Raw genomic sequence first — 24,678 nt, 5'->3', positions numbered from 1 at the left:
AGCGTGTTTCCGCAGGCGGCGCGCCAACCAGGCCGTTCCCGCCTGTTTTCATAAAAAATCCCCCGCCTGTGAAGCGGGGGATGGCGCGCTTATCGCCAAACAAGATGGGCATACATCGCCCTTCTTTGTCATTCCGACCCCTTTTCAGCCTCACAGGACTGAACTTAAAGGTTCCTGTTCACCTGTTTTCATTGTAAAGGGGGCGTGTTCGTTTGTCAATCGTTTTTTCGCAGCCAGTCAAGCAGCTCGGCAAACTCCGGCGGCAGTGGCGCTTCGAATTCCAAATACTCGCCGCTTCTCGGATGACGGAAGCCGAGCACCCCGGCGTGCAGCGCCTGGCCGTCGATGGCGAGCGTTTTTTTCGGCCCGTATTGCGGGTCGCCAGCGAGCGGGTAGCCGATGTATTTCATATGGACGCGAATTTGGTGCGTCCGCCCCGTTTCCAGCTGGCACTCCACATACGTATAATGGCGAAACCGCTCGAGCACGCGGAAATGGGTGACCGCTTCCTTCCCGTTTTCTTCGGTGACGGCCATTTTCTTTCGATCGCGCTTGTCGCGGCCGATCGGGGCATCGATCGTGCCATAATCGTGCGGAATGACGCCGTGGACGATGGCCTTGTAGCGGCGCGTCACCGTTTTGTTCACCAGCTGCTCGACGAGCGAGCGGTGGGCGGCGTCGTTTTTCGCCACCATCAATAGTCCTGATGTGTCTTTGTCAATGCGATGGACGATGCCGGGGCGAAGCACGCCGTTGATCCCGGACAAGTCGCGGCAATGGGCGAGAAGCGCATTCACCAGCGTGCCGCGCATATGCCCGGGCGCCGGGTGGACGACCATGCCGCGCGGTTTGTTGACGACAAGGACATCCTCATCCTCATAATAAATGTCAAGCGGAATCGGCTCCGGCTCGACCTCGAGCGGCTCCGGCTCCGGCGGTGAAACGGCGACCGCGTCGCCTGCCTCGCATTTGTAGTTCGCCTTGACCGTCTCGCCATTGACGGTCACAAGCCCGCTTTTGATCCATTGCTGCACTTGCGAACGCGACCATTCGTCATTTAGCGCCGCGATCACTTTATCGATCCGCTCGCCGTCATATTCGTCTTCGATGTGAAACGTGATCGTGTCCATCTACTCATTCCCTTTCTCTGGTGTCGCGAAAAAAAACATATGGACAAACAGCAAGATGACGCCGACGGTCAGCGCCGAGTCGGCGATATTGAACACCGGAAAGCTGTACGTGCCGATGTACGTATGAATAAAGTCGACCACTTCTTTCCGGAATACGCGGTCGATAAAATTGCCGATCGCCCCGCCGAGCATCAGCCCAAGCCCCACGCCGGCCAGGCGCTCGGAAGGCTTCAGGCGGCGGATGTAAATCACGATCGCCGCCACGACGATCACCGTAATTAAATAAAAGAGCCAAAACTGCCCTTCTAGTATGCCCCACGCCGCGCCGCGATTGCGGTGCGACGTAATGTAGAGCACGTTGTCGATGATCGGGATGCTTTCCCCAAGCCGCATATAGCGGACGACAAGCCATTTCGTCCATTGATCGAGGATGATGACCGCCGCCGCGAGCCAATAGTATGCCACCGTGCCAAATCCCCCTGTCCTTCTCATTCATCCTTTTTGCATTGTAGCATAATTCGCCATGGTAAACAAATGAAGCGGCAAGGCTACCTTGGGGCAGCCTGCCGCTTTTCGTTACGCTGAATAATGTTCATTCACGATATGTGCGCAGCGCGGGCAAAGCGTCGGGTGGGATGGATCTTGTCCGACAGCTGGAGTCACCGTCCAGCACCGCTCGCACGTCTCGCCTTCCGCCGGGCGGACGAGGACGGCCACGTGGTCGAGCCGCTCGGCTTCGGCCGGCGCGGCGTCATACGGCTCATCGGCAACGGAAAACGCGGAAACGATGAGAAGCTGGCGCAAGTCGGCATTAAGCGACGCCAACAGCTTCCGCGCCTCGTCTTTCGGGTAGACGGTGACGCTCGCGGTCAGCGATTTGCCGATCACTTTTTCGTTGCGCGCGTTCTCGAGCGCTTTTAATATATCATCGCGCACATTCATAAACGCATCCCATTTCGAAAGCAGCGCTTCTTCGCCGTCGATTGCGATCGGCTCTGGCATATCGGTGAGCTGGATGCTTTCGACGTTTTCTCTTCGATTCGGGATATGCTCCCACACTTCATCGGCCGTGTGCGGCAAAATCGGCGCGATGAGCTTCGCCAATGCGACGACCGTTTCATACAATACGGTCTGCACGGCGCGGCGGGCGCGCGAGTCGGCCGCTTCGATGTACAAAATGTCTTTCGCCATATCCAAGTAAAACGCGCTCAGCTCGACGGTGCAGAAATGGTTCATCTCATGATAAACAGCAGCAAAATCATAGCTGTCATACGCCTTTTTCACTTTAGCGATGAGTTTATTTAATTTCGCTAACATGTAGCGGTCGACTTCGCCCAGCTCCCCGACCGGCACGGCGTTTTCGCTCGGGTCAAAATCGAATAAGTTGCCGAGCATAAAGCGGAACGTGTTGCGGATTTTTCGGTACACTTCCGACACTTGTTTTAAAATATGGTCGGAGATGCGCACGTCCGCTTGGTAGTCGACCGACGCGACCCAAAGGCGCAAAATATCAGCGCCGAACTGTTCCATTACTTTCGCCGGCACGACGACGTTGCCGAGCGACTTGCTCATTTTCCGCCCTTCGCCGTCCAAGACAAAGCCGTGGCTCAACACGCCTTTGTACGGCGCTTTGCCGGTGACGGCAACGGCGGTGGACAGCGATGAGTTGAACCAGCCGCGATATTGGTCGGACCCTTCCAAGTACAGATCAGCCGGGCGCGCGAGATCATCGCGTTCGACCAACACGGCTTGGTGCGACGAACCGGAGTCAAACCAGACGTCCATAATGTCCGTTTCTTTCGTAAAGATGCCGTTCGGGCTTGACGGATGAGTGAATCCTTCCGGCAGCAAGTCTTTCGCCTCGCGTTCAAACCAGACGTTCGACCCGTATTGGCGGAACAAGTTCGACACATGCTCAATCGTCTCATCGGTGATGATCGGTTCACCGTTTTCGCCGTAAAAGACCGGAATCGGCACCCCCCAGGCGCGTTGGCGGGAAATGCACCAGTCGCCGCGGTCGCGCACCATGTTGTGGATGCGGATTTCCCCCCACTCCGGAATCCATTTCGTTTCCTTAATCGCTTGAAGCAGCTCGCTGCGGATTTTATCGATCGACGCAAACCATTGCGTTGTCGCCCGGAAAATCGTTGGCTGCTTCGTCCGCCAGTCGTGCGGATACGAGTGGGTGATAAACCCAAGCTTCAGCAAAGCGCCGGCTTCCTCAAGCTTCTGTGTAATCGCCTTGTTGGCGTCTTCGTAAAACATTCCTTCAAACCCCGGCGCTTCGCTCGTCATATAGCCGCGCTCGTCGACCGGGCAAAGAACGGGAAGCCCGTATTTTTGCCCGACGAGAAAGTCGTCTTCCCCGTGGCCCGGCGCCGTATGGACGCAGCCCGTGCCGGCGTCGGTCGTGACGTGTTCGCCGCAGACGACAAGCGAGTCGCGCTCATAAAACGGATGTCTCGCCACGACGTATTCAAGCTCGTTTCCTTTGACCGTTTTGACGACCGACCATGCGTCCCAACCGATTTCTTTCGCCACCGATTCCGCCAAGGCGGCGGCGACGACATACCGTTTTCCGCTGACATCGACAACATGGTAATCCAAATCCGGATGAACCGCGATCGCCAAGTTCGCCGGAATCGTCCACGGCGTCGTCGTCCAAATGACGATTCGCTCATCGCCCTCAAGCACGCCTTTGCCGTCTTTCACCGGGAAGGCGACATAAATCGACGGCGAACGCTTGTCTTTATATTCGATTTCCGCTTCAGCGAGCGCCGATTCGCTTGACGGGGACCAATAGACCGGCTTCAACCCTTTGTAAATGAGCCCTTTTTTCGCCATTTCGCCGAACACTTTAATTTGCTGGGCTTCGTACTCCGGCTTGAGCGTAATGTACGGGTTGTCCCAGTCGCCGCGCACGCCGAGCCGCTTAAACTGCCGGCGCTGGTTGTCGATTTGCTCGTACGCGTATTGCTCGCACAACTTGCGAAACTCGGCGACGCTCATCGATTTGCGGTCGACGCCTTGCTTCGCGAGCGCCGTTTCGATCGGCAAGCCGTGCGTATCCCAGCCCGGCACGTACGGCGCGCAATAGCCGCTCATCGATTTGTAGCGGACGATGATGTCTTTTAAAATTTTGTTCAGCGCATGGCCCATATGAATATCCCCGTTGGCATACGGCGGGCCGTCATGCAGCACGAACAACGGACGCCCTTTCGTCCGCTCCTGCACTTTCCGGTAAATGTCCATTTCCTCCCATTTTTTTTGCATCTCCGGCTCCCGCTTCGGCAAGTTGCCGCGCATCGGGAACTCGGTTTGCGGCATAAGCAGCGTCTCTTTGTAATCCATCCTTGCTCCTCCTTCGAACGCTAGATTCCAAATAAAAAACCGTTCTCCCCCGGCAAGGGACGAGAACGGTCTCGCGGTACCACCCTTCTTGGCCATGCAAACGACGCACAGCCCACTTTTCATTCGTAACGGGAATGACGCGCCATGGCCTACTGGATGTTCGGCATGGAACTCCAGGGTGATGTTCACTCTTGCGCCGATGCCAGGCTTCCACCATCCCCAGCTCGCTGCGACCGGTCGTTCAAGAGCTACTATCCCTTTCATCGTCGATGACTATTTCGCTATTCATCCTGAAAAAAGCCAACCGCCTCCCACGGCGGCTGGTGCAGTGATTTTTGCCAATGATTATACCCGACATGGCCTCGGTTCGTCAAGGCTGAGACAACGGCTCTTTCACCTCTTCTTCGAGATCAGGCGTCTCGTATTCCATCAACTCGTCCCAGTCACGGCTGTTGATCATATCGAGCTGCGCCTCAACGAGCATGCGGAAGCGAGCGCGGAACACTTTCGACTGCCGCTTGAGTTCTTCGACTTCCAACGCGATTTTCCGCGATTTGGCCAACGCGTCGCCGATGATGCGCTCCGCGTTTTTCTCCGCTTCTTTAATGATCAGCTTCGCCTCTTTTTGTGCGTTGCGCTTCACTTCTTCCGCTGCTTCCTGAGCCACAAGAATCGACTTATTTAACGTTTCTTCAATGTTGGAAAAGTAATTCAATTTTTCCGTCAGTTCGGCCACTTTTTCCTCCAGCTGCTTTTTTTCACGGATGAGCATTTCGTAATCTTTAATAATTTGATCCAAAAACTCATTCACTTCATCTTCGTCATACCCGCGAAATCCGCGGCTGAATTCCTTATTGTGAATATCCAATGGCGTTAACGGCACAATGGCCACCTCCGTCTCCATCATTCCTTTTCTTCCTTCATTCGACACGATCAGCCCATTTCCTGCTGCGATTCGATTATTTTTGACGGCCCAGCCGGATGCGCCAGCGTTCTTTTTTCGTCATCCCCTCGACGGAAAACAGCTTGCAGCGACCAAACCCGCGCGCCGACAGGACATCGCCCGGCCCGCATACAAATTCGGGCTTGTCCACCACCTTCCAGTTCACTTTGACGAGCCCGCTTTCAATGAGCGTCTTCGCTTTCTCGCGCGCGAGGCGGAACGCCTGGGCAAGCACCGCATCGAGCCTTAGAGAAGACACCGTGACCGTTCCTTCCTCCCACGTTTCGGCAAGCGGCATGGCAGCTGACAGCGGCAACAGCTCAAGCGAAACCGGCGCTTTGCCGATCGTCCCGACATGGAGGCGAATGTAATCGGCCACCTCGGCGGCGGCAAAAAATTGGATCTCTCCTCCTTGGACGAGAATGTCGCCGAACTTGCCCCGCCGCAAGCCGAGCGACATGAGCGCTCCTAAGACGTCGCGGTGTTCAAGGAAAACGAATTTGCCTGGATAGCGGACAGCGAACAAGGCGATGTCATAATCCTCCTCATTCGGTTCGAAATACGGCGGATACAAAAGCGCCCGCTTCCGCTCGACAAACAAAGCGCCGCCGAAAAAGGACACGCGCACGTCTCCGTCGCTGCCGACGATGCTTTGCACGATTTGCTGCTCGCGCGGATCAAGAAAATCGGTCAGCTTCGGAGCGTACTGACGTTCTACCATTTCCTTCCATTCTATTACATGATCGATGAATTGATGTTCCTCTTTGCGGAAGTGCTGATACAGCTCCATTCCCATTCACCTTGCCTCATAAAGAAAGGAACCCGGAACGGATTCCTCCCGCTATTCCGCCCGCCTGCGCCGGGCCAAACGACGCGCGTTCCGTCCGGCTGCTAAAACTGCGCTTCGAGGATGTCAAACAACGCATACAGCCCTCTTGTCGCAAATTCAAGGACAATAAAGGCGATGATCGGAGAGATGTCAATGATGCCAAGCGGCGGAATGACACGCCGAAACGGTTCCAAATACGGCTCGCAAATGGCGGCAAGCATTTGTCCGAACCGCGTTTCGCGCGCATTCGGAAACCAAGACATCAAAATGTAAATGATCAAAGCGTACGAATATACTTGAATCAAGGTCGTTAAAAACGTAAGCACATAATCCAACGACTACCACCTCTTTATCGGTCTGTCATCCTCGCCGTCAAGCGAAATCGCGCCGCTGACGTCGACGTTGTCCGGGGTGCACAAAAAGATTTTCGTGCCAACTTGCTGAATGTCGCCGCCAATGGCGTACACCGTGCCGCTTAAAAAGTCGACGATCCGCTTCGCCTGCTCATGCTGGATGCGCTGCAAATTGACGATGACCGCCCGCCGGCTTTTTAAATGATCGGCGATTTCCTGCGCCTCCGCATACACCCGCGGCTCAGCGAGCACGACTTTCGCCGATTTTTGCACGCTTTGCAAGCTGACGACGTTCGCCTTGTTTGCCGCCTTCAGCAGCGGCGCCTCCTCTTCCGGCTGCGGCGCTTCGTATTCTTCTTCATAGTCTTCGTAATCTTCTTCTAAAAAATAATCGCGAAATTTTTTCATCAACCCCATCAAGTTCACCTCCTACAATGATCCGACAAGCGCGCTGCCGATGCGCACAAACGTCGCCCCTTCCTCAATGGCGATCTCGTAATCGTTCGACATGCCCATCGACAGCTCCGTGCACGGCGCATGCGGCCAGCGGAGCGCCTGAACGCGCTCTTTCAAGACCCGCAATTGCCGGAAGCAGGCGCGCAATACCGCCTCGTCATCCGTATGCGGGGCCATCGTCATCAATCCGACGACCTCAAGGTGCGAAAACGAACGGAGCTGATCGATGAACGGGACGGTCTCGTCAGGAGAGAGGCCGTGCTTCGTCGCTTCTCCCGATACATTCACTTGCACAAAACATTTCACCGGCCGCACCGCCCGCTTTTCAATTTCTTTCGCCAGCGACAGGCGATCAAGCGAATGGATGTAATCGACTTTATCGATAATGTCCTTCACCTTGCGCGACTGAAGCGTCCCGATAAAATGCCACACCGCCCGGTCCCCGATCCGTTCATACTTTTCAAGTAGCTGGCCGGCACGGTTTTCGCCGAGGTCGGCAATGCCGGCGTCAAGCACATGAAGCGCCCTTTCGGCATCAATATATTTCGTGACAGCAACGATGCGTACGTCGGCCGGATTGCGGCCGACGCGGGCGCAAGCCGCCTCGATGCGCTGGCGAACGGCTGCCAAGTTGTCGCGTACGGTCATGCTGTTTCCTCCCTTCGGCCGATAAACGCCAACATCCGCCCTGTCGTCCCACGGTCGCGGCGGTGGGAAAAAAACAACGTCTCCTCACAGCTTGTACAGCGTTCCGACACATAAATATGGCAGTCTGGAATCCCGGCGGCCGCAAGCTGCAGCCGGTTGGCCTCTTTTAAATCAAGCGCATACTGCCCTTGGCTTGTTTCGCGCCACGGCAACGGGCCGCCCGCAGGAAGAGTCGGACGCAGGCCATCGATCACCCGGTCATCAACCGTGTAACAGCATGGGCCAATGGCCGGTCCAATCGCGGCATAGATGTCGGACGGGGCAATGTGTTCGCGCTCCTGCCAAAGCCGCACCATGTTTTGGACAATGCCGCCCGCCGTCCCCCGCCAGCCGGCGTGGGCAAGGCCGACTAGGCCCGCCGATGGCGCGATAAAATAGACAGGCACACAATCGGCAAAACAAAGTGCGAGCAATACCCCCGCCTTATCCGTATACAGCCCGTCAGCCCCCCGGACCGCTGCAGCGAAGTCGTGCGCCCCGCTCCCCCGATCGCCTTTCGTCACTTTCCGAATCACGGCGCCGTGCACTTGCTCACAGCACACCCAATGATCGAGCGGAACAGAAAGCCATTCAGCCAGACGGCGGCGGTTGTTGACGACATGCATGCGATCGTCGCCGACATGCAGCCCCATATTCAGCGAGGCGAACGGCCCTTCGCTTTCTCCGCCTTGTTTCGTTGTCAACCCGGCGACTGCTCCGGCAAACGGGGGCGCCCCGCAGCGGAGCCATCCTTGAGCTTCTTGTTGAAAAATGTCCGGCATTCGCGTCAACCTCACGCTGTTTTTGTAGGTTTTTATCACTTTTTTTCCTATTTTATCATAGTTTGTTCGTTTGTGATAACCTTTATTTGCGATTTTGTCGAAACATTGGTGCAATCCCGCCACTCAATATGCCGCTCATTGCGCGGGCCGCTCAGTCGGCATCATGCAGGCGGACTAAAATGACATCCGCTCCGATTTTGACGATGTTTTGCCACGGAATGACGACCGCTTCTTCACGCCCGAACAACCCGAGCATCTTTCCGGAGCCTAAAATAATGAGCGAACGGATTTTGCCTGTATCTAAATCGATGTCAATATCCCCGATGTTGCCAAGCTTCTTCCCGTTGGCCACATTGACGACATCTTTCGTTTGAAACTCAGAAATTCTCATCACGGTTCAGTCCCCCGCCTTTCCTCTCCTCTTTTTTCATCTATATGCACCGCCCAACCGGTTATGTGCCAAAGAAAAAAGGCTGCCCGAGCAGCCGTTCACACTTGGATGTTTTTATTCATTTGCCGGATCGCTGCCTTTTCAAGCCTGGACACTTGCGCCTGGGAAATGCCGATTTCCTCGGCGACTTCCATTTGCGTCTTTCCTTGGAAAAACCGTTTGCGGATAATCATTTTCTCTCGCTCATTCAACCGCCGCAGCCCTTCTTTTAAAGCGATTTCTTCGATCCATTGGATGTCGCGGTTGCGCTCGTCGCTAAGCTGGTCCATCACATAAATCGGATCGCCGCCGTCGTTGTATATCGGTTCAAATAAGGAAACAGGGTCTTGAATGGCATCAAGGGCAAACACCACTTCCTCGTGGGCGACGCCGAGTTCCCGCGCAATATCTTTCGTCGACGGCTCTTTCGCCGTCTCGCTCATGAGCCGTTCCCGCACTTGCAGCGCTTTGTAAGCGATGTCGCGCAGCGAGCGCGAGACGCGAATTGGATTGTTATCGCGCAAGTAACGGCGGATTTCGCCAATGATCATCGGCACCGCATAAGTGGAAAATTTCACATTTTGGTTAAGGTCAAAATTATCAATCGATTTCATGAGTCCGATGCAGCCAACTTGAAATAAATCATCAACAAACTCGCCGCGGTTGTTAAAGCGTTGAATGACGCTTAACACGAGGCGTAAGTTTCCGTTTACCAATTTTTCCCTTGCTTCTAAATCCCCTTCATGCATCCGGCGAAACAGCTCCCGCATTTCCTCGTTGTTGAGGACGGGAAGCTTTGAAGTGTCTACACCGCAAATTTCGACTTTGTTCCTCGTCAAGTTGTTCCCTCCCATCAGGAGATGCTAAGTCGTCAGTTTTCAGTATCTCCCTAGGAGGGAAAAATATGCACAGCCTGTCCGAGCGAAAAAAAGCGGCGGAGCGTCCACTCCCGCCGCTTGCTACATCATTTTGTTGAACTCTTTGCGCAACCGTTTAATGATCCGCTTCTCGAGCCGCGATATGTACGATTGCGAAATGCCGAGCAAGTCAGCGACATCTTTTTGCGTTTTTTCCTCCCCTCCTGACAAACCAAAGCGCAATTCCATAATCTGCTTTTCACGGTCGCTCAGCTGGTGCAAGGCGTTTAGCAGCAGCCGCCGGTCGACGTCCGCCTCCAAATCCTTTGTAATGACGTCGTCTTCCGTTCCCAGCACGTCGGACAGCAGCAGCTCATTGCCGTCCCAATCGATATTGAGCGGTTCGTCAAACGACACTTCCGCCCGCACTTTATTGTTGCGGCGCAAATACATTAAAATTTCGTTTTCAATGCAGCGTGATGCATAAGTCGCCAGCTTGATTTTTTTCTCCGGGTTAAACGTATTGACCGCTTTGATTAAGCCGATCGTTCCAATGCTGATCAAATCTTCGATGTGAATGCCGGTGTTTTCAAACTTGCGCGCAATGTAGACGACAAGCCGCAAATTGCGTTCAATGAGCAGCGACCGCGCCGTCTCATCACCGGTGGCCAGCCGTTCGATCAACTGCTCTTCCTCTTCTTTCGTCAACGGCGGCGGAAGCGCCTCGCTGCCGCCGATATAGTAAATTTCGTCGGCCTTCAACCCAAGTTTGGCCAGCAGCTTATACAGCCAATACATGAACCGAAGTTTCCATCTTTTCATCAAAATCCCCCTTCTAAACGGATAAAACGCGAGTATGATATAGTAACGACCTATGAAGCGGTCAGCTTTCTTCCCGCCTGCACCATTTTCGGGTGGATGATGCAATCGTATTCTCCGTCGGCTGAAAGCGGGTCTGCACTTAAGGCCATAAGCCCATGTTTCACCTCAAGCCACTCGTTTTCGTATGACAGCGCGATGCGGTCTAGTTTTACCGCCATCATCATTTGCGGGCCGCTGCCCACTGCGCGGTATGGAATGAGACGAAGACGATGGGCCCACTGTTCGGGCGGGTCGTCAACCGTCATGGCTGCCATATAGGCCATCAGCTCTTCGGGCAGCACGTCCTTCGCTTTTTCCCGGTCCACGATCATCACCGGCGTTTTGGACACTGGGTCAAACAGCTGGTTGCCGCTGTCGATGAGCCCTCTTAGGGCAAGGGGCCGGCCTTCCCAAACAGCAATGACATCTACAATATGTTCGAAGCGCAATTTTTTCTCGCGAATCTGTTCCACACGGCGGCGGGAAAAAAGCCACAACACCGGAAACCCGACGAGGACAAACAGCCAGCTTACCGGGTCGCCCGCCCCGGGGGGATGCATCATCAATAATCCGTTCTGCACGGACAGTTGCTCGGCGAAAAAATAATGAACCGCCAGCATGCCGCCCCCGACAGCGAACGTGGCAAAGTAAAACGCCAGCATGTTCTCGATCATATAGCGCGGCCGCTTAAAGCCAAAAGCGGAGAGCACAATCAAGATCGAGGCGGCCATTTTGGCAAGCGGGTGCTGGGCGATGGCGGACAACGGGGTGAACAGCAGCACCACAAGCAGCGACCCGATCAACGCTCCGGCCAACAGCCGCCACCAGACGATCGGGCGCTTAAGCATGAGCGCTGTCAGCCAAAGAAGCATTGCATCAAAACAGACGTTCAAAAGCCAAATGACATCAAGATACACAACCAACCGGCAAGCCCCTCCCCCGCCCCATCGGCTTTTGTCTGAAACAAGTATATAGCATATCCCGTTGGAAAGTCTGTCAATTGGTGGTGGTGAAAAACAGAATGTTTTGTCAAAGCGAGGGGAAACGTGCGAACGAGGAAAACCGCCCTTTGAAGCGCGGGGCGAGGGCAAAAAAAGAAGGCATGAACACGGCTTGTTCATGCCCGATAGCTCCTCAACGGCGACGGTTGCGGTTACGCAAGAACGCCGGAATATCGAGCGGGTCTTCCGCCTGCCCGGACCGGAGCGCCGCATAATCTTGCGCCGGTTCTTCGCGCTTTTCCCGCTTCGGCGCCGGCGTCACTTTCGGCGCCGTCCCGATGCCGGCGCGCGGCGGCCGCGGCTGCGAAGCAACGTTTTCGTTAAACCCGGTCGCGATGACAGTGACGACAATTTCGTCTTTTAAGTCTTCGTTGATGACCGAGCCGAAAATCATATTCACTTCTTGATCGGCCGCCGAAGCGACGATGTCGGCGGCCTCCTGCACTTCGTACAAACTTAAGTTCATGCCGCCGGTGATGTTCATGAGCACGCCTTGCGCCCCGTCGATCGACGTCTCCAACAGCGGGCTGGAAATGGCTTTTTTGGCTGCCTCCGCCGCTCGGTTTTCGCCGCTGGCAATCCCGATGCCCATCAGCGCCGAGCCTTTGTTGGACATGATCGTTTTCACATCGGCGAAGTCAAGGTTGATCAACCCCGGCACAGCGATCAAATCGGAAATGCCTTGCACCCCTTGGCGCAGCACATTGTCCGCTTCGCGGAACGCCTCAAGCATCGGCGTATTTTTGTCAACAATCTCAAGCAACCGGTCGTTCGGAATGACGATGAGCGTATCGACCGCCTCTTTCATGGCGGCGATGCCGCTTGCGGCCTGCGTCGCCCGCTTCCGCCCTTCAAACGTAAACGGGCGCGTGACGACACCGACCGTGAGCGCTCCTAATTCGCGGGCGATTTGGGCGATGACGGGCGCCGCCCCAGTTCCCGTGCCGCCGCCCATGCCAGCGGTGACAAACACCATATCGGCGCCGCGAAGCGCTTCTTCAATTTGCTCTTTGCTCTCCTCAGCTGCTTTTTTTCCAACTTCTGGGTTCGCTCCCGCACCCAAGCCGCGTGTCAGCTTCGCCCCGATTTGCAGTTTCGTCGGCGCCTTCGACAAATTGAGCGCCTGTGCATCGGTATTGACGGCAATAAATTCAACGCCTTGCACTCCGTGTTCAATCATCCGATTGACGGCGTTGTTGCCGCCGCCCCCGACCCCAATCACCTTGATCGTTGCCAACTGATCGACTGTTGTCTCAAACTCCAACATGGCCAAATCCTCCTAAAATTTCAATCTCTATTCAAAGAAAGAACCGAAAAATTTCTTGACCTTCTTCCCGAAATGGTCTTCTTTCTTTTTCGGTTTCGATGGTTGTTTTGGCGCCGGGCGCTCGGCCGGCTCCGCCGCGGCCGCCGCCGGGACGGTTTTCCCTTGCAGCTGCGCCTGCCGGTAGGCGAACTTGAGCAGGCCGACGCCGATCGTGTATTGCGGGTCGCGCACGCCGATGTAATCCGGCATGGCAACACGGACGCTCGTCCCTAGGACGACGTGAGCCAACTCCAACACTCCCGGCATATTCGCCACGCCGCCGGTCAGCACATAGCCGCCCGGAAGGTCGCGAAAGCCAAGCCGGCGCACTTCATGTTGAACCATTTGCAAAATTTCCTCCATCCTCGCCTCAATAATATCGGCGATCTCAAGCTGGCTGAACTGCTGGTGTTGATCGCTGCCTATGACCGGCACGCTGAACACTTCTTCGTCCGAAGCGTAGTCGTAAAACGCATACCCGTGCTTCAATTTGATTTTTTCCGCATCCTCCGTTGTTGTCCGCAGCCCGATGGCCAAATCTTTTGTAATATGCTCCCCGCCGACCGGCAGTGAAGAGACAGCTTGCAACGCCCCTTGCTCAAAGACAGCGACCGTTGTCGAACCGCCGCCCAGATCGACGAGCGCGGCGCCCAAGTGCCGCTCATCGTCGGATAATGCCAGCAAACCGGCCGCTAACGGCTGGAGGCAAATGTCGCTGATTTCCAAACCGGCACGTTCCACACAGCGAAGGAGATTATGTAAAATCGTCTTCGCTCCGGTCACCATCGTCCCTTCCATCTCCAAGCGGACGCCGATCATGCCGCGTGGGTCGTGGATGCCGTCTAAGCCGTCGACGATAAACTGGCGCGGAACGACGCTGATAATTTCCCGGTCCGGCGGGATGGAAACGACTTGCGCCGCATCGATGACGCGGGCAACGTCTTCATCGCTGATTTCGCGGTTTTCGCTGGCAACTGCAACGATGCCATGGCAGTCATGCAGCTGAATATGGCTTCCCGCCACCCCGACAATCACGCGGCGGATCGAAAGGCCGACCATCCGTTCCGCTTGTTCGACCGCGCGCTTGATCGATTGCACCGTTTTATCTATATCAACAATCGCGCCTTTTTTGAGCCCTTCTGATTTCACATTGCCGATTCCGATAATGTTAATCGAGCTGCCCAACATTTCCCCGATGATGACTTTGACGCTCGATGTTCCGACATCCAGGCTAACGACGATCTCATTGCTGCTCATCTTTTGGCATCTGCCTACTAAAAACGCGCCGATGTCAGCCGACGTTTCAGTAAGCAGCGACACCTCCTTTTTCGGCTGAAATTTCCCTGTCCATCTCTTCGTCTATATCCAGCTCGCGATTTTCGCAAGAACATCGCATTTTGTTTTACTCCATATAATTCAACACAGGAAGACACTTTCCTCTCTTCCGCTTAACTTTTTTCGCGATTTTCCCGCCGCTCCGCCCATTCGGCAAGCCAAAGGCGACGGATGATGGCAATGTTTTGAAACAGGCGGACGCCAAACGCGAAGACGGCCGCCAAATACAAGTCTACACCAAGATGCACCCCAAGAAAAGTCAAAGTTGTGGCAAGGATGATATTGAAAAAAAACCCGGTTATAAATACTGTTTCGTCGTACGTTCCTTGTAAATGGGCGCGCCATCCCCCTATTAATGTATCAAAGGCGGCCAAAATGGCAATCGACAAATAACTGGAATACTGATCGGGAACTTCCCAGCCGGCCAGGACGCCGACGGCAAACCCGAGCAACAATCCGAGAAGCGGAAGCCACATGCTATTTCTCCTCCTTGCCGGCGCTCGTCGTCTCCATGTATTTTACCTCCAGCCGCTCGGTTGACGGCGGAATGGCGATCATCGGTTTCGGCTTGGAAATCGAAAGCTCCAAGTTTTCGACGATGAAATCATCCCGAATCGGCGAAACCGTCAAACCGCTATACAGCTTGTCCGCATCGTCCGCGATCGCCTTCACCTCAACCGGCAGCTGAAGCGGCCGGCGACCGACTTTCGTCACCCCGTTGACATCGCGAATCGCCGTCTGGTTCGTCAGCCGCTCGCCGCTAATGGCGATTTCCTTTGCTCCATATTTGTTCAATTCATTTACCAACCGCTGCAGCAGCTCCGGCGACACCGTTTGGGCGACCGGACCGACGTAGCCGCCAGCCGCAAACGGCGCGATCGTCAGCACCACGCTGCGCCCTTTCACCTCGGTCAGTCCGGCTTCTTCCCTAAGCTCGGCGACCGTCTCCTCGAGCGCCGCCTCACCGTCTTCCTGCTCCTCGCGCCGGTAATGGCGCAATTTCGCCTCGTAGCGTTCCAGCTCCTCAAGCAGCTGCTGTTCAAGCTTCTGCTCCTTTGTCAAATCGGCGCGCAGCTCCCAAATGTCGCGCGTATCGCGCTCTTCCGAAGGCAGCGTCGTCCGCATCCCGACGGCCAGCATCAATCCGAACACGCCGGCAATCCCGGCAAAATACAGCTGTCTTTTTCGCTCCAATGCGCTTCACCGCTCCTTCCTGCCCGTTTTACGGTCTGGGCGCGAATACCGGATCGAGCGTAATCGCCTCTTGCTTTTCCACTTTTACATCGATATGGTCTTGAACAAGCTCGTCGACGACGCCGCCTGGCAGGACGAGCGCAGACGACAGCACATCTGGGTCGCCGATCGCCGAAATGACAAACGGAGCGGCATGTTGCGTCCCGTCAACCTCAATGACCGGACCGTTGCACACAATGTAGGAGCGATGGGAAATGCGCTGCCCGTTAATGGCGACCGCTTCGGCGCCGGAAATAAGCAGCTCGTGAACGATTTTCCATACGTGCTGTTCGTGAACGATATAATCAGTAGCACTCGCTTCAGAGGGGATGTAAGAGGAGTCGGAAAGCGTGACTGCTACACCCTTTCCTTTCACCCTCGCCTTTCCAACATACATGCGCAGCTGTTCTGCCTCTTTCGCCAGCCCGGCTTCGTTCGTCTGCCGGTCGGCCAGTTTTTTTTCCCAAGCGGCCAGTTCGTCTTGCTTTTCGACAAGCTGTTGCTTTAACGACCGGTTTTCCTTTTGCAAAGCGATCAGCGCCGAGCGAAACTCGTATTCCCTTTTCCACCCGCTGTCGCTCCATTCGCGGCGGGATGGATCGTTTTTGGCATGTTGGTAGGAAAACCCGAGCATGGCGCCGAATAAAAAGCAAATAAAAGTAAGGAGGATGCGGCTATGGGCTTGTTGTCTCATCGTCGTCCTCCTTTTTCGGCGGCTCGTACGGGACAAAGTAGCTGCCGACTTCGAGGTGAATGACCCCTTTGACATTTCGGTCAAGCTCGGCGACAATCGCCGGATAATGCGACAGCTTGTCCGCAAAACGATGAATCGTCGCACTTACCTCATACCCGTCGTTCATGTAGACGATGACGCGGTCTTCATACTCACTGTTCGGCTTGTAGTGAATTTCCGACATGGCGCCAAGCACCGGCGCCGGCAGTTCCGCCAGCTGTCCAGTCATCTCGGCGATGGCGTCGCCGTTTTTCCAACCGACGAGCACAGGCGCATCGCTCGGGGCTGTTTTCACCGCTTCCTGTTTTAACAGCCGTCCGTTCTCAAGCAGCGGGAAAAATGTTTGCCGGTCGTAGACATAAGCGATCCGCCGCCATTCGTGGACGCGGATGACAATCGTGTTCGGCAGCCTCTTTTCCACGGTTGCCTCTTTAATTTCCGGATGGCGGGCGATCCTCGTTGCCACACTTTGTTCGTTCACTTTCCAAAAGCTTGTCCGCTTCGTAATGCCGCTCAAGCTGATGATGCGCTCCGCCGGCAAATGGCGGTTTCCGCTCACCTCCACATGCCTGACGGCGCTTAACGGCGATTGGAAGTAAAGAACGCACAAAATAAACAGAAAAAAGAAGGACAAATACAAAATCAGCCGACGGTTCGCTTTTTGGCGGCGACGCTCTTTCAGTTTTGGGACGCGGTCTTCAAGAACAACAACCTTTCCCTTTTCCATTGCCTTCCCCGCTTTCCTGCCCGCGGGCAGCTCCATGGCTGCGCTCGAATAAAAACAAACGGCATCCGCTGCCGTTTTCTTGTTCTTTGCACTTGTTTTCATTATATCACAAATAGATCGCGAGAGAGACCGTTTTTTATAACATTTGCCGGCACTGTTTGACGGCAAGCCGCCCGAACAAACAAAAACAGCGGACGCCGCCGCCTGCCTAATAGCGGGCGTGTCTGCTAATATTGAGCAGCACGCCGATCGCCATCAGCATCAATGTCAACGACGATCCGCCGTAGCTCAAAAACGGGAGAGTAATGCCGGTGACGGGCATCAGCCCGGTGACAACGCCGATGTTGATCATCACTTGGATGGCAATCATCGAAATGATGCCAAGCGCCAAAAAGCTGCCGTACAAATCGGGGGCGCCAAGGGCGATGCGCACGCCGCGCCAAAGAAGAAGGCTGAATAAAAGAAGGACGAGCGATCCGCCAATAAAACCGAGCTCCTCGGCCAAAATGGCGAAAATAAAATCAGTTTGCGGCTCCGGCAAATAAAAAAACTTTTGCCGGCTTTGCCCGAGCCCCAGGCCAAACAGCCCGCCCGGACCGATGGCGTACAGCGACTGGATGATTTGAAATCCGCTCCCCAACGGGTCTTCCCACGGATTCAAAAACGATGTAATCCGCTTGATTCGATACGGCGCCGATAAAACGAGGGCGGCAAACCCGGCAAGCCCCAACACCCCAAGGCCCACAAAATGGCTGAGGCGGGCGCCGGCGACAAAAATCATCGCCACACATGTGCCGACCATCACGGTGCCCGTCCCTAAGTCCGGCTGCAGCATAATCATGCCGAACGCCGCAAACACGAGCGCCAGCGCCGGCAGCAATCCTTGTTTAAACGATGTAATCTTCTTTTGGTTTTCGGATAAATATTTGGCCAAAAACGCGATCATCGCCAGCTTCATAAATTCGGACGGCTGGATGGAAAACGCCCCGACGCCGATCCAGCTGCGCGATCCATTGCGCACCATGCCGACGCCTGGGATCAACACGAGTACAAGCAGCCCGAAACAAACGATGAGCAACACTTTCGACCAGTCGCGCCACGTCCAATAATCGATGTTCATCACAAAAAACATGGCGATAATGCCGACGATGGCAAAGAACAGCTGGCGCTTGACAAAGAAAAACGAATCGTGAAACTTGTATTCCGCCCAAATGGCGCTCGCGCTGTACACCATAATAAGCCCGATGGCCAAGAGCGAAAACGTTAAAAGAATCAACAAAAAATCCGGCGCAGACCTTTTCCGCGGCAATGCCCAACACCTCTATTTTGTAAACTAGAAGGAAAGGGCTGTCCCTTTCCCTCTATTTCAACTTATGCACGGCGTCGATAAAAATGTCCCCTCTCTCCTCGAAAGTTTTGTATTGATCCCAGCTGGCGCAGGCCGGAGAGAGCAAAATAACATCGCCCGGCTCGGAAAGCCGGAAGGCAACCGGGACAGCTTTTTCCACATTATCGACATATTCGATCGTTTCTATTCCCGCCTCCCGGGCGATGCGCCCGATTTTCTCCGCCGTTTGCCCGAACAATACCGCCGCTTTCACCTGCCGCAAGTACGGAAGAAGCTTGTCAAACTCATTGCCGCGGTCAAGCCCGCCGGCCAGCAAAATCACCGGTTCACCGGCAAACGCCGAAAGCGCCTTTTGCGTTGCCAAAATATTCGTCGCCTTCGAGTCGTTGTAAAACCGCCGGCCGTCGACTTCGGCTACATATTGAAGCCGATGTTTTACGCCGGCAAACGTCGTCAACACTTGAACGATCGCCTCGTTGCTGGCGCCGGCCAGCTTGGCAGCCGCCACCGCGGCCAAAATGTTTTCCACGTTGTGCTGGCCGGGGAGGACAATGTCTGCTGTCTTGATGATCGGCTCTCCGTTCCAGCAAACGGCGCCATTGTCGACGTACGCCCCTTCACCGAGCGGCTTCGTCGCCGAAAACAGCACCTTTTGCGATCGAATCGAGGCGGCGATGTCCATCACGGTCTGGTCATCCGCGTTGACGACCGCATAATCTTGTTCTGTTTGGTTGCGGAAAATATTCGCCTTCGCCGCCGCGTATGCTTCTCTTGTGCCATGGTAGTCCAAATGGGCATCAAAAATGTTAAGCAAGACGGCGATCGTAGGACGGAATTGATCAATGCCGGCAAGCTGGAACGAAGACAGTTCGGTGACGAGCCATTGGCCCGGCTTCGCTTCCTTGGCCACCTCGCAGGCGACTAAGCCGATATTGCCGGCAAGCAACGGGTCTTGGCCATCCGCCTTTAACATTTCATAAATCAATGTCGTTGTCGTCGTTTTCCCGTTCGATCCGGTAATGCCGATAAACGACGCTTCGGAAATGTGATAAGCCAGCTCCACCTCGGTCACGACCGGAAGCCCTTTTTCAAGCGCTTTTTTCACTAACGGATTCGTATACGGGATGCCCGGATTTTTCACGACGAGGTCAAACGGCTCATCGAGCAGTTCGAGCGGATGGCCGCCGCAAACAACGCGGACGCCGAGCTCTTCAAGCTGCTTCGCCTCCGCGTTTTCCGCCAACGGTTTTTGATCGTTGGCGACGACTTCCGCCCCTAATTCAACGAGCAGGCGGGCCGCTGCCGCCCCGCTTTTCGCCAATCCAATCACAAGCACACGACGATGTTGATAGAAAAGAGTCGGTTTCAATTACATCCACACCTCGATATAAATTCCTAGCATGGCAAACAACAGGCCGACGGCCCAAAACGTCACGACAACGCGCCATTCCGACCAACCGACGAGCTCATAATGATGATGGAGCGGGCTCATGCGGAAAACGCGCCTGCCGGTCGTTTTGAACGAGGCGACTTGAATGATGACAGACAGCGTTTCAATGACAAAGACGCCACCAATAATGATCAGCAGCAGCTCGAGTTTCGTTAAGACAGCGACCGCAGCGATCGCCCCGCCAAGCGCGAGCGATCCGGTATCCCCCATAAATACTTTTGCCGGATGGGCATTAAACACTAAAAAGCCGAGCACAGCGCCGACAACGGCGACGCAAAACACCGCCACATCGTACTGACCTTGATTCCAAGCCAACACGGCATACGCGCCAAAGGCGATCGCCGCCGTGCCGGCCAAAAGCCCATCGAGCCCGTCGGTCAAGTTGACAGCGTTGGAGCCGCCGACAAGCATGAGCAAAAGCAGCACCCCATAAGCCCAGCCAAGGTCAAACGACCAGCCGGTCCCGGGGATATGTACTTCCGTCGAAAAGCCGCTTTGCCGGTAGACAAAAAAGAAAACAACGGCAATGATGAGCTGGCCGATAAATTTTTGCCGGCTCGTCAACCCCAGGTTCCGCTTCATCACCACTTTGATCATATCGTCCAAAAAGCCGAGCACCCCGTAGCCAACCGTAACAAGCAGCAATAAATATGTTTCCACCGACAGGACGGACAATCTCGATGTCATCCATAACGTTGTCGCCACGATCGAAAGCAAAATCATAATGCCGCCCATTGTCGGGGTGCCCGATTTTTTTTGATGCGACTTCGGCCCTTCCTCGCGAATGCTTTGCCCAAATTTTAACCGCCGCAAAAACGGGATGAACAGCGGCGACAAAATGACGGTGACCAAAAAGGAAACAGCCATCGCAATGACAATTATTTGTTCTGGCATGAATCGTCACATCCTTTTGCCTGCCGCGCGTCCAGCCACCGTTTCTGCAACTCGGCGAGCCGGAGGGGGATTGCTTCATCAGCAGGGACATACTCCCCGCCTTCTTCCGGGAACGAAAACGAAAATTCCGTTCCCCGGCCGCCTTCCCGCAAATACCGCTCAAGCAGCGCGGCGGCCGCCGCAAGCGGCGACGGGACGAAAAAGAGCGGAAACTGATTAGGAATGTAGCGCGGCAATGGCTCTCCGATCGGCCAAAACGAAGCGATCGCCCCGTGCTCGATGGCCGTTTTCAGCGTTTCCGCCGCATCTTCAAGCGGCACGAACAGCCCTTTTTTCACCTGTTCGGCCGGATTGACAAACACCGCGTGAAAACGAATCGTTTCGTCCACAATGCCGCTCGCTTCGTTCGCAATTTTCTGCACCATTCCGTACGTAACCATCGTCATGTTCTCTCCCTCACCGCCGCTCGGGCGACAGCGCGATCGTCAAACTCAATCACATTGCCGCCGATGATTTGGTACGTTTCATGCCCCTTACCGGCAATCAACACAACATCTCCTTCTTGCGCCTGCCGGATGGCGTAGCGGATCGCCTCTTCCCGGTCAGGAATCGTCACGTACCTTCCATCTTGATCACTTACCCCCGCTTCCATATCCCGCAAAATTTGCTGCGGGTCTTCCGAGCGCGGATTGTCGGAGGTGAACACGGCGACATCCGCGTGGCGCACCGCCACCTGCGCCATAAGCGGCCGCTTCGTCCGGTCGCGGTCGCCGCCGCAGCCAATGACGACATAGACGTTCCGCTTCGCAAATTGGCGCACCGTTTTCAGCGCGTTTTCCAAACTGTCCGGCGTATGGGCATAATCTACAATGATAGTAAAATTTTGCCCTTCATCGACCGTTTCAAACCGCCCGGACACCGGCTCGACATCCCTTAAAGCCGCCGCAATCGTTTCAAGCGAAAACCCGGAGGCAAGGCAGGCAGCGGCCGCCGCAAGCATGTTATAGACGTTGAACAAGCCGACGAGCTTCGTTTCCACCACTGCCGATCCGTGCGGCGTGCACAGCCGAAAGGCCATGCCGGACGGGGTCATGGCAATCTCTTCCGCCATCACATCGCTCTTCGTGCGAATACCGTAAGTGATGATTGGTGCTGCTGTCATATGTTTATAATATTGCGAAACAGGATCATCATGATTCAAAACGGCAAATTTCGGCCGCCGCTCGTCGTAGCGGTTGCCGAGCTGGGCAAACAACAGCCCTTTGGCGTTCCGATACTCGTCCATCGTTCCGTGATAGTCAAGATGATCTTGCGTCAAGTTCGTAAACACGGCCACATCGTAATCGCAGCCATGCACCCGTCCTTGGTGAAGGGCATGCGACGACACTTCCATGGCCGCAAACTCCACGCCCTCGTCGATCATCTGTTTAAACGTGCGTTGCAAGACGAGCGACTCCGGCGTCGTATTCGCCGCCGGGTAAGAACGGGCGCCGATTTTGATCCCGACCGTGCCGATCAGCCCCGTTTTTTTGCCGGCCTTTCTCGCGATCTGGTCAATGATATGAGTCGTCGTCGTTTTTCCGTTTGTGCCCGTCACGCCAATTAAATGAAGTCGATGGGTCGGGTGCCCGTAAAACGCATCAGCCAAAATCGCCATCGCCCGCCGGCTGTCCGGCACAAGGACAAGCGGCGCGTCCACCGCGAGCGGGCGCTCAGCCACGACCGCCGCTGCTCCGCGCGCCACCGCTTGTTCCGCAAAGTCATGCCCGTCCACCGTAAATCCTTTAAGGCAAAAAAACAGCGAACCGGGCGTGACATGGCGCGAATCCATTTCGAGCGCGACAATATCCGGATTGCCCCCGCGATGCACCCAAAAACCGGGCAAGCGCGACAGCAACGTTTGCAATTTCATCCTTAGTCATCCCTTTCGCTTATAAATAGCTCGCCCTATGAGCGGACAGCGGAAAAAGGGGCGCAACCAACCCGATGAGTCATCGCATCGGCCGCCCCTTGCAAGATCGTTTACCGCTCCTCTGCCGCTTCGCGTTTCGCCAAATAAATGCGAATCGTCGAGCCTTCTTTTACTTTCACCCCGGGCTCCGGCGATTGTTCGACAATGACATCGCCCTCGCCACTAACATCTAATTTTAAGTCAAAAAACTGTTCTTGCAAATCTTTTTTTGTCATTCCGATCAAATTCGGCACCTCAATGACTCTCGGCTCATCCCATCCCCGTTCCTTCTCAAGTTGGTCTTTGCGCGGCTTCACACCCATCACCCGCAGGCTGTCTTCTATGACCTTGCCAACGATCGGCGCCGCAACCGTGCCGCCGAATTGGACCGTGCCTTTCGGATTGTCAACAGCGACGTACACGACGAGCTGCGGGTCGTCCGCCGGCGCAAAACCGATGAACGACACGATATGGTTGTTTTGCAAATAGCGGCCGCCTTGCGCTTTTTGCGCCGTTCCGGTTTTCCCGCCGACGCGGTAGCCTTCGACATACGCCTTTTTCCCTGTGCCTTGGGCGACAACGCTCTCAAGCGCATAGCGGACTTGTTTCGACGTTTCCTCGGAAATGACGCGCCGTTTCGCCTTTGGTGTATTGCGGCGTACGACTTCCCCTGTTTCCGGGTCGATCCATTCTTTGGCGATGTACGGGGTGTATAGAGTGCCGCCGTTGATCGCGGCCGATACGGCGGCGACTTGCTGGATCGGCGTCACCGACACCCCTTGGCCGAACGCAGTCGTCGCCAATTCGACCGGCCCGACCCGCTTTAAGTCAAACAAAATGCCAGTCCCTTCCCCTTGCAGGTCAATGCCGGTTTTCTCACCGAAGCCAAACTTCTTAATATAACGAAACAGCGTTTCCTTTCCGAGCCGCTCCCCCAAATCGACAAATCCCGGGTTGCACGAGTTTTGTACGACTTCCAAAAACGTTTGCTCCCCATGGCCGCCCTTTTTCCAGCAGCGGAGCGTAGCGCCGGCCACTTTAGCGTAGCCCGGATCAGAGAAGTGGTCTTTAAGGAGGTTGACTTTATGCTCCTCAAGCGCTGCAGCCAACGTAATGATTTTAAATGTCGACCCCGGTTCATACGTGCTCCAAATCGGCAAATTGCGGTTGTAAATTTCCGGAGGGACGTTGCGGTAATCGGCCGGGTCAAACGTCGGCCGGCTCGCCATCGCCAAAATTTCCCCCGTATTCGGGTTCATGGCAATGGCGATGATGCCGTCTGGATTGTATTTCGCCTCAGCAATATCGAGCTCCCGCTCTATGATCGTCTGAATGCGTGAGTCAATCGTGAGCACCAAGTTCAAGCCGTCGGTCGGCGGCGTATAGTCATCCGCCATATCGGGCATGCGCCGCCCTTTTGCATCGGAGTAAAACTGCACCGAACCGCGTTCTCCGCTCAGTTCTTTGTCATAATACAGTTCAAGCCCTGTGAGCCCTTGGTTGTCAATGCCAGTAAAGCCAAGCACATGCGATAAGTAGCTGCCAAACGGATAGTAGCGCTTCGTGTCTTCAGCAATGTACACCCCGTCCAAATCGAGCGCGCGCACGTCCGCCGCTTTCTCGTCGGAAATTTTCCGCCCTTCTTTCAAGCGGACGATCGAGGTGTTTTTTGTCATTTGTTTATAAACGGATTCGACCGAAGCGCCCAAAACCGCCGCCAGCTTTTCTGCCGCTTCCGCCGGATTTTTCACTTGCCGCGGGATGACATACACCGTCGGCGCGCTCATATTCGTCGCCAGCGGGACGCCGTTGCGGTCCAAAATTTCGCCGCGCTTCGGCTCAAATGGGATGTTCCGACCCCACAGCCCTTTCGCCCGTTCCGCTAATAGATCGCCGAGCCAAAATTGGACATAGCCGAGACGGAGATCGATAATGGCAAAAACCAAAACGCCGATCAAAAAGACGATCGTCAACCGTTTGCGCACGGTCACGTACGATACGCGCATATGGCGGAACCTCCT

General features: G+C 55.1%; 25 protein-coding genes and 1 other annotated feature. All 25 genes read right to left on the bottom strand.

Going from position 1 to position 24,678, the window contains the following annotated elements; genetic code table 11:
- Positions 1–215 precede the first annotated feature (215 nt).
- A complete protein-coding gene (locus QSJ10_RS05145) occupies positions 216–1,130 on the bottom strand; it encodes an RluA family pseudouridine synthase (protein ID WP_033016129.1) in 915 nt (304 codons plus the stop codon).
- Positions 1,131–1,622, bottom strand: coding sequence for a signal peptidase II (lspA, locus tag QSJ10_RS05140; RefSeq protein WP_080706535.1), 492 nt, complete (start codon positions 1,620–1,622; stop codon positions 1,131–1,133).
- Between the two features lie 84 nt (positions 1,623–1,706).
- On the bottom strand, positions 1,707–4,481 hold the full coding sequence (gene ileS, locus QSJ10_RS05135) for an isoleucine--tRNA ligase (RefSeq protein WP_033016132.1): 2,775 nt from the start codon (positions 4,479–4,481) through the stop codon (positions 1,707–1,709).
- Between the two features lie 52 nt (positions 4,482–4,533).
- Positions 4,534–4,754 (bottom strand) — a binding site (T-box leader).
- A 97-nt stretch (positions 4,755–4,851) separates the two neighbouring features.
- Positions 4,852–5,364, bottom strand: a complete 513-nt coding sequence (locus QSJ10_RS05130; RefSeq protein WP_147432129.1) for a DivIVA domain-containing protein — start codon at positions 5,362–5,364, stop codon at positions 4,852–4,854.
- A 76-nt stretch (positions 5,365–5,440) separates the two neighbouring features.
- The gene (locus QSJ10_RS05125) at positions 5,441–6,214 is read right to left on the bottom strand and encodes a YlmH family RNA-binding protein (RefSeq protein ID WP_053532303.1); all 774 of its coding nucleotides are present in this window, start codon (positions 6,212–6,214) and stop codon (positions 5,441–5,443) included.
- 101 nt (positions 6,215–6,315) lie between these two features.
- Complete coding sequence (locus tag QSJ10_RS05120; RefSeq protein WP_033011295.1) at positions 6,316–6,588, bottom strand: YggT family protein; 273 nt, start codon at positions 6,586–6,588, stop codon at positions 6,316–6,318.
- A gap of 3 nt (positions 6,589–6,591) precedes the next feature.
- On the bottom strand, positions 6,592–7,023 hold the full coding sequence (locus QSJ10_RS05115; protein ID WP_033011296.1) for a cell division protein SepF: 432 nt from the start codon (positions 7,021–7,023) through the stop codon (positions 6,592–6,594).
- Positions 7,024–7,035: 12 nt separating this feature from the next.
- The gene (locus QSJ10_RS05110; protein ID WP_033011299.1) at positions 7,036–7,710 is read right to left on the bottom strand and encodes a YggS family pyridoxal phosphate-dependent enzyme; all 675 of its coding nucleotides are present in this window, start codon (positions 7,708–7,710) and stop codon (positions 7,036–7,038) included.
- Positions 7,707–8,531 (bottom strand): peptidoglycan editing factor PgeF, encoded by an 825-nt coding sequence (gene pgeF / locus QSJ10_RS05105; RefSeq protein ID WP_033016140.1) that lies wholly within the window; start codon positions 8,529–8,531, stop codon positions 7,707–7,709. The genes QSJ10_RS05110 and pgeF overlap by 4 nt, the downstream gene beginning before the upstream one ends.
- A 151-nt stretch (positions 8,532–8,682) precedes the next feature.
- Positions 8,683–8,925 carry a YlmC/YmxH family sporulation protein gene (locus QSJ10_RS05100; protein ID WP_033011301.1) on the bottom strand — a complete coding sequence of 81 codons (243 nt, stop codon included), beginning with the start codon at positions 8,923–8,925 and terminating at the stop codon, positions 8,683–8,685.
- Positions 8,926–9,020: 95 nt separating this feature from the next.
- A complete protein-coding gene (gene sigG / locus QSJ10_RS05095; protein WP_033016141.1) occupies positions 9,021–9,800 on the bottom strand; it encodes an RNA polymerase sporulation sigma factor SigG in 780 nt (259 codons plus the stop codon).
- Positions 9,801–9,920: 120 nt separating this feature from the next.
- Positions 9,921–10,640, bottom strand: a complete 720-nt coding sequence (gene sigE, locus QSJ10_RS05090; RefSeq protein ID WP_033011303.1) for an RNA polymerase sporulation sigma factor SigE — start codon at positions 10,638–10,640, stop codon at positions 9,921–9,923.
- Between the two features lie 50 nt (positions 10,641–10,690).
- On the bottom strand, positions 10,691–11,602 hold the full coding sequence (spoIIGA, locus tag QSJ10_RS05085) for a sigma-E processing peptidase SpoIIGA (protein ID WP_033016138.1): 912 nt from the start codon (positions 11,600–11,602) through the stop codon (positions 10,691–10,693).
- A 211-nt stretch (positions 11,603–11,813) separates the two neighbouring features.
- Complete coding sequence (ftsZ, locus tag QSJ10_RS05080; protein ID WP_033011308.1) at positions 11,814–12,947, bottom strand: cell division protein FtsZ; 1,134 nt, start codon at positions 12,945–12,947, stop codon at positions 11,814–11,816.
- 27 nt (positions 12,948–12,974) lie between these two features.
- Positions 12,975–14,243, bottom strand: a complete 1,269-nt coding sequence (gene ftsA, locus QSJ10_RS05075; RefSeq protein WP_049624367.1) for a cell division protein FtsA — start codon at positions 14,241–14,243, stop codon at positions 12,975–12,977.
- 191 nt (positions 14,244–14,434) lie between these two features.
- Positions 14,435–14,797: a small basic family protein gene (locus QSJ10_RS05070; protein WP_033011310.1), complete on the bottom strand. Its 363-nt coding sequence runs from the start codon at positions 14,795–14,797 to the stop codon at positions 14,435–14,437.
- Between the two features lies 1 nt (position 14,798).
- Positions 14,799–15,515, bottom strand: coding sequence for a DUF881 domain-containing protein (locus QSJ10_RS05065; protein ID WP_053532302.1), 717 nt, complete (start codon positions 15,513–15,515; stop codon positions 14,799–14,801).
- Between the two features lie 28 nt (positions 15,516–15,543).
- Positions 15,544–16,248, bottom strand: coding sequence for a DUF881 domain-containing protein (locus QSJ10_RS05060; RefSeq protein ID WP_049624354.1), 705 nt, complete (start codon positions 16,246–16,248; stop codon positions 15,544–15,546).
- Positions 16,229–17,014 (bottom strand): cell division protein DivIB, encoded by a 786-nt coding sequence (gene divIB / locus QSJ10_RS05055; RefSeq protein ID WP_033016149.1) that lies wholly within the window; start codon positions 17,012–17,014, stop codon positions 16,229–16,231. Before divIB ends, QSJ10_RS05060 begins: the two co-directional genes overlap by 20 nt.
- 208 nt (positions 17,015–17,222) lie before the next feature.
- Positions 17,223–18,323 (bottom strand): stage V sporulation protein E, encoded by a 1,101-nt coding sequence (gene spoVE / locus QSJ10_RS05050; RefSeq protein ID WP_033016150.1) that lies wholly within the window; start codon positions 18,321–18,323, stop codon positions 17,223–17,225.
- 52 nt (positions 18,324–18,375) lie between these two features.
- Entirely contained in the window at positions 18,376–19,731 is a 1,356-nt protein-coding gene (gene murD, locus QSJ10_RS05045) for a UDP-N-acetylmuramoyl-L-alanine--D-glutamate ligase (protein WP_033016151.1), read from the bottom strand.
- Entirely contained in the window at positions 19,732–20,706 is a 975-nt protein-coding gene (mraY, locus tag QSJ10_RS05040) for a phospho-N-acetylmuramoyl-pentapeptide-transferase (protein WP_033016152.1), read from the bottom strand. It lies immediately after the preceding gene.
- The gene (locus QSJ10_RS05035; RefSeq protein WP_049626390.1) at positions 20,691–21,152 is read right to left on the bottom strand and encodes a hypothetical protein; all 462 of its coding nucleotides are present in this window, start codon (positions 21,150–21,152) and stop codon (positions 20,691–20,693) included. The genes mraY and QSJ10_RS05035 overlap by 16 nt, the downstream gene beginning before the upstream one ends.
- On the bottom strand, positions 21,149–22,618 hold the full coding sequence (locus tag QSJ10_RS05030) for a UDP-N-acetylmuramoyl-L-alanyl-D-glutamate--2,6-diaminopimelate ligase (RefSeq protein WP_033011329.1): 1,470 nt from the start codon (positions 22,616–22,618) through the stop codon (positions 21,149–21,151). Before QSJ10_RS05030 ends, QSJ10_RS05035 begins: the two co-directional genes overlap by 4 nt.
- A gap of 110 nt (positions 22,619–22,728) precedes the next feature.
- Positions 22,729–24,663 carry a stage V sporulation protein D gene (locus tag QSJ10_RS05025; RefSeq protein WP_033016155.1) on the bottom strand — a complete coding sequence of 645 codons (1,935 nt, stop codon included), beginning with the start codon at positions 24,661–24,663 and terminating at the stop codon, positions 22,729–22,731.
- Positions 24,664–24,678 lie beyond the last annotated feature (15 nt).

Source organism: Geobacillus stearothermophilus ATCC 12980 (assembly GCF_030369615.1).
Lineage (GTDB): Bacteria > Bacillota > Bacilli > Bacillales > Anoxybacillaceae > Geobacillus > Geobacillus stearothermophilus.
This window is presented reverse-complemented; position numbering and strand designations above follow the sequence as displayed.